General features: G+C 40.5%; 9 protein-coding genes. 8 read left to right on the plus strand and 1 reads right to left on the minus strand.

The window, feature by feature from the left end; all coding sequences use genetic code 11:
- Positions 1–21: 21 nt before the first annotated feature.
- From FHY60_RS02295 to FHY60_RS02310, 4 genes are all read left to right on the plus strand, one after another.
- Positions 22–495, plus strand: coding sequence for a hypothetical protein (locus FHY60_RS02295; protein ID WP_139902945.1), 474 nt, complete (start codon positions 22–24; stop codon positions 493–495).
- 189 nt (positions 496–684) lie between these two features.
- Complete coding sequence (locus FHY60_RS02300; RefSeq protein ID WP_139902948.1) at positions 685–1,725, plus strand: Gfo/Idh/MocA family protein; 1,041 nt, start codon at positions 685–687, stop codon at positions 1,723–1,725.
- A gap of 17 nt (positions 1,726–1,742) precedes the next feature.
- A complete protein-coding gene (locus FHY60_RS02305; protein ID WP_139902951.1) occupies positions 1,743–4,139 on the plus strand; it encodes a glycoside hydrolase family 65 protein in 2,397 nt (798 codons plus the stop codon).
- A gap of 37 nt (positions 4,140–4,176) precedes the next feature.
- Complete coding sequence (locus FHY60_RS02310) at positions 4,177–6,366, plus strand: alpha-galactosidase (RefSeq protein WP_139902953.1); 2,190 nt, start codon at positions 4,177–4,179, stop codon at positions 6,364–6,366.
- 420 nt (positions 6,367–6,786) lie between these two features.
- Here FHY60_RS02310 and FHY60_RS02315 read toward each other — a convergent pair whose 3' ends face one another.
- A complete protein-coding gene (locus FHY60_RS02315) occupies positions 6,787–7,797 on the minus strand; it encodes a LacI family DNA-binding transcriptional regulator (protein ID WP_139902956.1) in 1,011 nt (336 codons plus the stop codon).
- Positions 7,798–8,194: 397 nt separating this feature from the next.
- On the opposite strand from FHY60_RS02315, the gene FHY60_RS02320 reads away from it, so the two are divergent.
- The 4 genes from FHY60_RS02320 (at position 8,195) to FHY60_RS02335 (ending at position 12,654) form a co-directional block, all read left to right on the plus strand.
- A complete protein-coding gene (locus FHY60_RS02320; RefSeq protein WP_139902958.1) occupies positions 8,195–9,490 on the plus strand; it encodes an ABC transporter substrate-binding protein in 1,296 nt (431 codons plus the stop codon).
- Between the two features lie 83 nt (positions 9,491–9,573).
- Entirely contained in the window at positions 9,574–10,494 is a 921-nt protein-coding gene (locus FHY60_RS02325) for a carbohydrate ABC transporter permease (protein ID WP_243122203.1), read from the plus strand.
- On the plus strand, positions 10,494–11,540 hold the full coding sequence (locus tag FHY60_RS02330) for a carbohydrate ABC transporter permease (protein ID WP_139902961.1): 1,047 nt from the start codon (positions 10,494–10,496) through the stop codon (positions 11,538–11,540). Before FHY60_RS02325 ends, FHY60_RS02330 begins: the two co-directional genes overlap by 1 nt.
- 10 nt (positions 11,541–11,550) lie before the next feature.
- A complete protein-coding gene (locus FHY60_RS02335; protein ID WP_139902964.1) occupies positions 11,551–12,654 on the plus strand; it encodes an ABC transporter ATP-binding protein in 1,104 nt (367 codons plus the stop codon).
- Positions 12,655–12,660: the final 6 nt, after the last annotated feature.

Genomic DNA, 12,660 nt, shown 5'->3' on the forward strand with positions numbered 1-12,660 from the left:
TTATATAAGGAGGTGGGGACTATGGCAGCTACTCCAGATTCAACTTTGTTGTTTCTTACTATAGACAGAAAAGCTATTGAAACTTCAAACATAAAGGACATGGAGGATACTATAAAATATTTTATAAAAAATGGTGTTAAAAATTATAAGAATAAGCTGGTTATTCAGGTAGACGGATATGATGATGATCCTAGGGAGATATTTGAAATTCCGGCAGTTAAGGCTTACTACACAAAGGTCTTTGCAAAGTTTCCGCACCTTTTGTATTTTCTAAGTCCTTATCAAAACAGTGATGCCTGGGTATTATGCTGTCTATGTGACAGCTATCAGATTACCAACAAGGCCGGAGCTCAGGATATGAATTTGAAGATGAAATTTGATGATAGCCTGATAAATTATCTTATAGATAGAACTGTATTTTTTATGAGAAATATTGGTGAGACTGCTAGGACCATATTGGCAATGAGGGTTCGCTATGCAGGTATGATGCTATAATTTTTAGAACACAAGAAATAATAAAATTAATAACAAAACTATCCCCATCCGGTACTCAAAAGGTGCCGGGCTTGTGGATAGTTTTGTTTTTTGTGCCGCAATTATAACAATAAAAAGGTTTACTATCAAATAGAAAAGTGATATCATCAAATTGATAAAACGTTTTTTTAAAAAGAAAGGGCGATTGCGATGAAAAAGTTAAGAGTAGGCATAATTGGCGCTGGACAGATAGTTGAAGTGACTCATATGCCAAACTATATGAAGAATTCAGATGTTGTAGAAACGCTTTCAATCATTGATGTAAATTTGGACAGAGCAAAGTATATGGCTGAAAAGTTCAACATACCACACTACTTTTCGAGTTATGAGGAAATGTTTAAGCATGTGGAATTAGATGCAGTTAGTGTGTGCACTCCCAATAAGTTTCATGCGGAGGCGGTTATTGCTGCCCTAAACAATGGATGCCATGTGTTGTGTGAAAAGCCGCCGGCCATTTCAAAGTCCGAGGCGGAGAGGATGACGGAGGCTGCTAAGAAAAATAATAAGATATTGACTTATAATTTTCATTTCAGGCAAAGTGAAGAGGTCCAGGCTATCAAGAGGTTTATAGACGCCGGAGAATTCGGTGAAGTTTACTCTGTTAAGGTTCAAGCCCTGCGAAGAAGGGGGATTCCAGGTTGGGGAGTCTTTACCAACAAGGACATACAGGGTGGGGGACCCCTTATAGACATTGGAGTCCACATGCTGGATACGGCCTTGTACCTCATGGGCTATCCGGAGGTAGATTATGTATCCGCCGTTACCTATGACAAGATTGGGAAAAAGGGTGGAGTAGGCCTCATGGGAGGTTGGGACCCCAAAAAGTTCACCGTAGAAGATTCTGCCTTTGGCTTTATACGCTTTAAAAATGGGGCTTCAATGATATTGGAGACAGCCTTTGCCCTAAATATGAAGGACAGGTCTCTCATGAATGTGAACCTGTTTGGGGAAAAGGCCGGGGCCACAGTTTTCCCACCGGTAATTTACACAGAAAAACATGGAAGTCTTATAGATATGGAACTGCCATTTTTGGCTGAGGTGGATAAGCACAGCAGAAGCATAAAAAGCTTTATTGATGCCTGTCTGGGCAATGAGGATCTGCTCTGTACTGCTGACCAAGGTTTAATTGTTCAAAAGATTGTAGATGCCTTTTATGAGTCTGCCGAGACTGGCCAATCTGTAAAACTGTAAATTAAGGAGAAATCATTATGCTGAATTATAATAGGGGTACAGGGGAGTATAAGAATTGGATTGTGGAAGAAACAAGTTTTGATGACAGGTACCAGGGCAAATGTGAAAGTATCATGGCGCTGGGCAATGGCTACCTGGGCCTCAGGTCTGCCTTTGAAGAGCCTTACCTGGGACAAACCAGGAACTTGTTTATTGCCGGAACCTATAATAAATTTGACCGGCAGGAAGTGACAGAGCTTCCAAATGCGGCGGATATAACGGAAATGGTCATATCCATGAATGGGGAAGTGTTTTCCCTCAAAGATGGAAGAATACTTGAATACAGTCGGCAATTGAACCTGAAAACCGGAGAGCTCATAAGATTAGTCCTTTGGCAAAACAAAAGGGGGGAAGAATACAAAATACTTTTCAGGAGATTTGTATCCCTAGAGGACCGTCACCTAATCGGCATGAAGGTGGAGATAACCCCCATAAGCAAGGATGCTGACATATCCGTAAGAACCGGTATCAACGGGCGACAGACTAACTCCGGCGTTCAGCACTTTCATGATGGAGACAAAAGGGTGTACGACAACAAGTACATTCAGCTCCTTCAAAAGACAACGGAAACAAAAATTGATTTTGTCTTTAATAGCACAGTGAATTTCTATCTCAATGACAAGGTTCTAAACTGCAAGCTGACCTATTCCTTGCAGCGAAGAAGCTTATACTGCAGCTCCATGGTCACCGTGGCGAAGGGGGAAACCCTTACTGTGGAGAAGGTCAACAACATCTTCACAAGCTTGGACAACGACCTTAATATATACAACAATCTTGATATTTACAAGGATATTGATATACACAAGGACCTTACCGCAGACAAGGATTTAGAAAAACTAAAAAAGTTGTCTCTGGACCACCTAGTGAAAAACAGTGGTCTAAGATACGATGACCTCTTTGAAAACAGCAGAAACAAGTGGGCGGAATATTGGGAGAAGGCTACGGTGGAAATCCAAACTGACAATGACTTTGATGTGTTGGCTCTGAGGTTTGCCCAGTATCACCTGCTTATCATGACCCCTTTCCACGATGAGAGGTTTAGCGTGGGAGCTAAAGCTCTCACTGGTGAAGGTTATAAGGGGCATGTATTTTGGGATACGGAAATATTTATCCTGCCTTACTTCCAATATACCTTTCCGGATATAGCTAAGAAGCTCTTGAAGTACAGGTATATCACCATAGAAGGGGCTAGGAACAAGGCAAAGAAATTTGGATATAGGGGGGCTATGTATCCCTGGGAAACTGCTTTTACCGGCGAGGAAGAGACTCCGGAATGGGCTGCCATAAATATTATGACCGGCAAGGCTACCAAGGTGTGGTCCGGCATAAAGGAACACCACATTACCGCAGATATTGCCTATGCAGTTTGGAACTACTACCTCAGCACCAAGGATGAGGATTTTATGGATCTTTACGGCTGCAAAATAATCTTTGAGTGCGCTGAGTTTTGGTACAGTAGGCTCTGGTGGAACCTAGAGAAAAATAGATATGAGATCAAGGACGTCATAGGGCCTGACGAATATACTGAGCACATTAACAACAATGCCTATACAAATTACTTGGCCCATTTCACCATAGAAACTTCCATAGACCTGTACGACATGGCCGTAAGCAAGGGATGGAGTCATATTGGCGATTTGGATGAAAAACTCAATTTAAAAGAAAGAATAGACAATTACAAGGCTGCCTTGGACAGCATTTATCTGCCAAAGCCAAATGATGACCATATAATTCCTCAGGATGACACTTTTTTGACCAAACCCTGCATTGACTTGACCAAGTATAAAAATTCTGATGAAAAGCAGACTATCCTGAAGGATTACACCAGGGACGCGGTTGTAAATATGCAGATTCTGAAGCAGGCAGACGTGGTAATGCTCCTGTATTTGCTCAGAGCTTACTTTGATGAGAGGGTGAAAAGAGGTAACTGGCAGTACTATGAGGAAAGGACTATCCACGATTCCTCTTTGAGTGCTGCAGTCCACAGCATTGTGGCCAGTGATTTCGGCGATACTGAGTCAGCCTACAGGTTCTTTAAAAAGGCTGCGGAAATAGACCTTGGACAAAATATGATATCTTCCAATGAAGGAATTCATGCTGCCTCCATGGGTGGAATTTGGCTGGCTGTTATTATGGGCTTTGGAGGAATTACTAATGATGATGGGGTACTCAGCATCAATCCTAAGCTGCCTAAGGCTTGGATAAAACTTTCTTTTGCCCTGTATTGGATGGGGGAAAGAATAAATATAAGTATTGATGGACAAGAGATTAGGGTGGCTAAGGAATCGGAAAGCATTATTAATATCACGATAAAGGGAAATATATATTTATTGAAAAGGGAAGTTAGAATAGATTTAAACAGCTGTGATTTATAGTGTAAAACTCTTGATATAGCTGGGATTGGAGGAAGTTATGCCAATAATGTTTAATGATGAAACTAAGACCTTTCATTTACAAGCCGGTGACAGCAGTTATATTTTTCAAATCTACCGGGATGGATACTTGGCCCACTTATATTGGGGACAGAAGATAAGAAGTAACCACTTGTCAAGATTTATTCCCTATGGTAGAAAGCCACAAGCCCCAACCCCTGACGATCCGGACGAAACCTTTTCCCTGGATACCCTCCTGCAGGAGTATGCTGCCTACGGTAACAGCGACTTTAGAAGTCCTGCCTACCAAGTGCAGCTGGAAAATGGGTCTACCATAACAGATCTAAGATATAAAAGTCATAGGATTCTTAAGGGAAAGAGGGTCTTGGAAGGCCTGCCAGGCACCTATGTTGAAAGGGATGAAGAGGCTGAAAGCCTGGAAATCGTGCTTTGGGATGAGCTTTGTGGCTTGGAAGTTGTCCTTACCTATACGGTTTTTGAAAAGTACAATGCCATATCCAGGGAGGTAAAGCTTATAAACAAGGGAACAGAAAAGCTTAAGGTTTTAAGAGCCTTGAGTGCCAATGTGGACTTTTATAACTCCGACTATGATTTTATCCATCTTTCCGGGGCCTGGGGCAGGGAGCGCCATCTAGAAAGAAGGTCCTTGAAGTCTGGTATCCAGGCCATAGAAAGCAGGAGAGGGGCCAGCAGCCATCAGCAAAATCCCTTTGCTGCCTTGGTAAGTAAAAATGCGGATGAAGAACATGGGGAAGTGTTTGCCTTCAGCCTGGTATACAGCGGTAACTTCATAGCCCAGGCGGAGGTTGACCAATTTAAGACCACCAGATTTTCCATGGGTATAAATCCCTTTGACTTTTCCTGGCTTTTAGAGCCTTCCCAGACATTCCAAACACCTGAAATCATAATGGTGTATTCCAATCATGGCCTCGGAGAGATGTCCAGAACCTTTCATAAGCTCTACAGAAATAACCTGTGCAGGGGTAAGTACAAGTTACAAGCAAGGCCTATACTCATAAACAACTGGGAGGCCACTTACTTTGATTTTACTGCGGAAAAGTTGGAGGATATAGCAACGGTAGCCTCAGAATTGGGCCTGGAGCTCTTTGTGCTGGATGATGGATGGTTTGGAAAGCGAAACAGTGACGACAGTTCATTAGGTGACTGGTATTTAAATAGGGAAAAGCTGCCGGCAGGCCTGGATGATTTGGCTGAGAGAATAAATAAGCTGGGCCTTAAGTTCGGCCTGTGGTTTGAGCCGGAAATGATATCCGAAAACAGCGACCTATACCGGGCTCATCCTGACTGGTGCATCTATGTTCCGGACCGGAGAAGAACCAAGTCCAGACATCAGCTGGTTTTGGATTTAACCAATGCTAAGGTGCGAGACTACATTGTGGATGCAGTTTGCAAGGTGTTGGGAAGTGCGCCTATAAGCTATGTGAAATGGGACATGAACAGAAACATAACCGAGGCGGGATCAGCATATTTGCCGGCAGAAAGGCAAAGGGAAACTGCACACAGGTATATACTTGGCCTATATGACATTATGAACAGGATTACTGCTGCTTTCCCGGATATACTCTTTGAGAGCTGTTCCGGCGGAGGGGGAAGGTTTGATCCCGGCATACTCTACTATATGCCTCAGACCTGGACCAGTGATGATACTGATGCTGTAGAAAGATTGTTTATTCAATACGGCACCAGTATGGTGTATCCGGCCATAACCATGGGGGCCCATGTGTCTGCTGTGCCCAACCATCAGGTGGATAGGGTTACAAGATTAGACATGAGAGGCCATGTGGCCATGGCAGGAAACTTGGGCTATGAGCTTGACTTAACTAAGTTTACTCCTGAGGAAGTGGAAGCGGTTAAGAAACAGGTGGCTGAATACAAGGAAATAAGGGAACTGGTACAGTTTGGAGATTTTTACAGGCTTAGAAGTCCCTTTGAAGGCAACGACACTGCCTGGATGTTTGTATCTGAGGATAAGAGAGAGGCTGTGGTGTTTTACTACAGGATCATGGCCAAACCAAACCCGCCATTGACCTCCATCCTTAGGCTGAGAGGCTTGGATGAGAATAGGGACTACGAAGTTATGGGTTCGGGCATGGTTTACGGAGGAGATGAACTGATTTATGCCGGCATAGCCGTACCTACTTTAAAGGGTGACTATGCAAGTGTGTACTGGAGACTTAGGGCTAAATAATAAAGGAGGGGCTGTCGCACAAAATAAAATGCGGCAGCTTTTTATTATTAAATGAAAAATGGAGTTTGCACTTAAAAAGAAAATTGCGTATCAACGCAATTTTCTAAATGAATAATGAGCAATTAAGGAGGATTTTTCTCCGCTTCTCTACGAAAAATCTTTAATTTTATAATTTTTTTTGGCATGCAATAGCTTGCCAAATGTTTTATGAGACACAGGATGGACAAATTATAAATCCAAGAATTAATAGTGAACAGTAAATAATAATGGTATATTTTGTGCGCTTTTATTAGATAAATATTTGAAAAATAATTTAGCAGAAATTTAGCTCCGCTGAATTTCATCCTTAATTACTCATCACTCATTACTAATTAAAAAAGTGCTTCGCACTTTATTTCAAATAAGCAACAGTCCCTTTTCCTATAGTTTCCTGCAGGAGCCTCTCACTATAAATTTAGTATCCAACAGGGTTCTTACCGGTGGGATCTTTCCTTCTATCAGATTAAAAAGAATCTCTGTGGTAACCTTACCCAATTGTAAAATAGGAACATCTATGGTTGTGAGGGGTGGGGTTGTTATTTGAGAAATATCGTAGTTATTGTGTCCTATGATGGAGATATCTTCCGGGATCTTAAGTCCTAATTCAAGGATGGCCTTATAGGCACCTACTGCCTTGATATCGTCCGTTGCAAATATGGCCGTTGGCGGGTTAGGACTCTTTAAAAGCTTTAGGGTAGCTTCATAGGCCTCGTTTATATCATAGCCACCGTTTGCAATCAGTGAATAATCTACCGGTAACAAGGCTTCCTTATGGGCTTCAATATATCCGTCAAGACGCTCCTTGCTTACTACGTAATTTAGGGGAGCGTGAATACAAGCTATTCTTTTATGATTGCACTCTATGAGATAATTTACTGCCTCTTTACAGTCGGCAACGTTGTCCGTATCCACTGTGTAGACCCTTTTGGCCAAATAGTCATTTGACACTTTACCCATGACTACAAAGGGAAAATTTATTTCATACAACTTTTCTATAAGCAAGTCATTTACCTTGGAACTAAGCAAAATCAGCCCTTGGATTACCTTGCTGTTGATCATTGATAAACACTTTTCTATTTCCTTTAGCTCATCTGTTGAATTATTTAGTATAATTTCATAGCCTTTCTTATCTGCCACCTCTGAAATAGATTGGAGCGCCAGTGGTACGAAAGCCTGATTGGAAGAACGAGCAGAAACTACGCCTATGGAATTAAATGAACCGCCTCCAAGGCTTTGTGCTATTCTGTTGGGCTTAAAGTTCAATTTCTTTACGGCGGCCATTACCTTTTCTCTGGTCTCCGGCTGAACATTGGGGGCGTTGTTGATTACTCTGGAAACGGTTGATATAGAAACGTTAGCAAGTTTTGCTACATCCTTGATATTCGAACTCATTATGATCCACTCCTTGGCTATTTTCAATGTATTAGTACTGTTTTAAATTATACCACGAAATAAGCAATTTGCAATATATCAAAAAAACGCTTACATTAAAAAAATGCGGAAAAATATGAATATTAAAGAAAAAGATAATATTAGAGAGATAAACTCATCAGACAAGCCTTTTGATTTGTTGAAAAAACGTTTCTATGAGATTATACTTTACTTATCGCTAATGATTCTAGTGTTTATCACAGTACAAGAAAACGTTTTTTTATTCTTGTCTTTGTATATACATTAAGTACTTATTTACATTAATAGATAAGGAGATACATATATTTAAACGCTAGATACAACAGGGTTGTTAATCAAAATAACAAATTATAATAACAATATATTTAGGAGGAATAAAATGAAAAAGAAGTTTTTGGCTTTAACTCTCACAACTTTATTTGCAGTTACTGCAGCCTTAACAGGATGCGGATCAAAAGAAACACCTAAAACAGGTGACAATACTGAGACTCCAAAAACCGAGACTAAGACCTTGAAGATTACTTACAGCGGAACACCTCAACCACACGAAAAAGAATATATCATAAACACTTTTGTTAAGAACTTTGAAGAAAAGTATAACGCTAAGGTAGATGTTGATTTCGTATCTCAAGAAGACGCTATTAAGAAGATCTCCACTGAACAGGCGAGTTCAACAATAGTATCCGATATCCTTTTCGTAGATACTGCAAACATGGCCCCATATATAAATGGCGGTTGGGTCGAAGATATCACTGATGTTGTAAACAAAAGCGGTGTAACAGTTACTAACATGTTTGATAACTCAACCACAAAAAATGGAAAGAGATACTTTGTACCTGTAACTTTCGACGTATACATCACCATTGCAAATAAGAAGGCTCTTAAGTACCTACCAGATGGACTTACAGAAGAAGATGTTGTAAACGGAATTACATGGGAGCAATATGCAGCTTGGGCTAATGCTATAGCAGCAGGAGAAGGCGTTGGTAAGACAATGATGCCTGCTAACATGACAGGTTCTCAGTTACTATATCCAATGGCTGGATTAGGAATGGCTTATGGTGCAAGCTTCCCGGAATTCAATTCAGAAGGCTTTAAGTCAGCTATGAACATAATAGCTGAAATGGCTAAGGGTAATGCCTTCTATCCAGAACAAGATCAGTATACAGCTCCAACAGATCCTTTAAAGAGCGGAGCAGTTTGGTTAACCTTTGCTCATATGGGACCGGTTGGTGTAGCTTACACAGCTTCTCCAAATGACTACATTGTAGGCGCTGCTCCTAAGGGAAGTAAGGGTGCAGGTTCAACAGCAGGTGCTTGGACATACGGTATACAAAAGGGAACTCAGAATAAAGAATTGGCAGAAAAGTTTATAGAATATGTTTTAACTCCAGAAGTTAACTACGATCTTTGCACACAGTTTGGTGGCGTTCTAAGCCCAATCAAGGAAGTTGGAGATTTACTTGATTCCAGCGACGTTATCATGAGAGCCGGATCAAACATGCTTGAAACAACTATCGTATCCGGAGTACCATCAACTGAATACACTGACTGGAATGCAGTTAAGCTTATCTACGGTGACCTATTCAACAAAATATTGACAGCTAAAGCAGTTCCGGACGATGCAGTTTTTGCAGATTTACAGTCTAAACTGGAAGCATTAAAGAAATATTAAAGTAGATTCTAAGATGTTTTATGCGGGGGTATTTATAATATCCCCGACAGTTTTTTAAAAATAAAAGTAGAGGGGTAATAACATTGAGTAAGATTATAAACCAAGATGAAAAAGCAAAAGCCTCAAGAAGTTTCATAAGCAAGAAGTCCATACCCTATCTATTATTAATGCCTGCCTTTATCTATTATGCAGTATTCTGGCTTGCCCCTGTTCTTTCGGGAATGGTTGAAGTCTTTACAGATATGAATGGTAACTTTACCTTGACAGAAAACTTTAAGCTCATGTTTAAGGCTGAGCTCTTTGACAAGGCTGTTATGAATACAGCTATATTTGCTGCAGTTTCTGTAGTGTTGCAATATTTTATAGCCCTCTTGCTTGCAGTATTGTTAGCTCGTAAGTTTAGGGGTTCAAAACTTTTGATGTTTGTGGCCATGATACCAATGGCAATTACGCCTACTGCGGTAGCTATACTTTGGAAGACCGGTTTAGTAAAAGAAGGATGGATAAATTCTATTCTGATGTTCTTTAATTTGATTGAAGAACCTATTGTTTTTCTTAATGCAGAAGGGTTGGCGGCAGTATTTTTAATAATATTGATAGATACATGGACAGTTACACCTTCAGTTATGATCATTTTGACAGCAGGCTTGCAAGGTATGCAAAGAGAGCTTAAGGAAGCTGCCTATACCTTTGGGGCCAACAAGTGGCAAATATTTAAGGACATAACTTTGCCTATACTAAAGCCTTCAATTGTAACCTCCATAATTTTGAGATTGATAGCAGCAGTACAGGTTTGGGCTATTGCAGTTATGGTGCTGGGCTTTAACAAAACACCGTTCCTGGTAGAGAGAATTGCCTTCTATGTGGACGTAGTACCCGGTGTATCAACCAGTGAAAAGTTAGCCTTTACATTATCCTTTACAACAACAGTTATAGTACTTATTGCTACCTTAATCTATTTAAGAGTAGCTAACAAAAAAACAAGCAAAGGAGGGAATAATTAATGGATAGATTAAACATTGTTCAAAAAACTGTAGTCAGCATTATTCTTTCAACAATGGTCATTGCTGTTATAGTTCCAATATTATTCTTCCTTAATGTTGCTTTTTCTAATGACGTTGAATTGACACAATTCCCTAAAAAGCTCATCCCAAGTTTCTCGGTAACGGTAAAGGTTGCACCGGCAGAAAACGGAGAGTATGAAATCTTCCACGACAGAGGGGATGGAGAGGGCTATAGGTCTATATTGACCACTAAGAATCCAACCAAACTGGAAAATCACTTTAAGAGACAATACGGTGTTTTAATTTCCGGAGAAGAGTTGTTGGAAGACTTCAGCCAGACCCTGGAAAAAGGACCCATGGAGTTTAAGTATAGGAAGGACTTTTTCTTTAACTTCAAGCAGTTCTTTGCCATAGTTAATAACTCAACAAAGGCATTGAAAAACAGTATTTTAGTTTCCCTATATACCATATTGATTTCATTATCCATAGGAAGTCTTGGAGGCTATGCTATGGCAAGATACAACTTCAAATTCAAAGAGACCATAAACGTGGGGATGTTGATTGTTAGAATGTTCCCTGTGGTTGGAATAAGTATTCCCATGGCAGTATTGCTTATCAAGTTTGGCTTGTTTGATACCTTATTAGGCCTTGCCCTATTATACTCTATTCCTAATATTGCTCTGACAGCATGGATAACTTCCAGTATATTTGTAGGAATAAACAGAGAACTTGAGGAAGCCTCATATATCTTTGGAGGAAACAGCTTCAACACCTTTATGAGAATCACTCTTCCCTTGGCTTTCCCTGCACTTGCAGCAAGTTCTATGTATGCATTTTTGACAGCCTGGAATGATACTATATCAGCTTTGATATTAACTAATGAAAATCAGACCTTGGCCTTGGTAGTGTATAAGGCTATCGGTACAACCTCCAGTGGTATACAGTATGCGGCAGCAGGTAGCATTATATTAATTTTGCCGGCCTTAGTATTTACATTCATTGTAAGGAAATACGTAAACCAAATGTGGGGCGGAGTAGAAATATAGGAGGGATATAATGAGCTATTTAGTATTGAAAGATTTAGAAAAAAGATATAGCAAAGCCGGTGCTTTGATAGTAAATAAAATGAACTTATCCATTGAAAAAGGCGAATTTATCGTATTCTTAGGACCTTCAGGCTGCGGTAAGACCACAACCATAAGAATGATTTCGGGACTAGAGGAAGTAAGCGGCGGAGACATTTTAATTGAAGGTGAAAGTATCCTTAACAAGAAGCCAAGAGACAGAGGAGTATCCATGATATTCCAAAGCTATGCGGTATGGCCTCACATGACTGTGTTTGAGAACATAGCCTACCCCTTAAAGCTGCAAAAGGTTCCAAAGGATGAAATTAAAAAGAGGGTTTATGCAGCAGCTGAAGCGGCAGACATAACAGCCTTATTGGACAGATATCCTGCCCAAATGTCTGGTGGACAAAGACAGAGAGTGGCCGTTGCCAGAGCCATAGTGGTTAAGCCAAAGATCTTCTTGATGGATGAACCCCTGTCAAACCTTGATGCAAAGCTTAGAGTTTCAATGAGGACTGAGCTTAAGAACATACATAACAATGAAAAATCCACTTCCATTTTCGTAACCCATGACCAGTCAGAAGCCATGAGCTTGGCAGACAGAATAGTGGTTATGAACAAGGGAATCATTGAACAAATAGGTACACCTATGGAAGTATACCATGACAGTGCCACTAAGTTCGTAGCATCCTTCATAGGAACACCGCCTACAAACTTCTTTGACGTTAAGATAGAGCTGGGAGACGGCCAGCTAAATGCAGTTGGAGATGGCTTCAGATACAAGGTACAAGAAGAATTGAGAGAGGCCCTAAGACCATATATAAACAAAAATGTGGATATGGGAGTAAGACCTGAATTTATAGGGCTTTCTGTTGACGGTAACAAGGGACCGGGTTTCCTATGTGAAGCAACTATAGACTTTGTTGAACCACAGGGAACCCATTCAATCCTGATCACTAGGGTTGCCGGCGAAGAAGTGAAGATCATGACAACAAATCATATGGAGATTAAGCCGAATACTGTGGTTAACCTTCATGTGAAAGACGGAAAGGCTATGTTCTTTGATAAGGAGACAACAAAGAGAATAAAGTAGAAAACT

Source organism: Clostridium thermarum (genome assembly GCF_006351925.1).
Classification (GTDB): Bacteria; Bacillota; Clostridia; order Clostridiales; family Clostridiaceae; genus Clostridium_AU; species Clostridium_AU thermarum.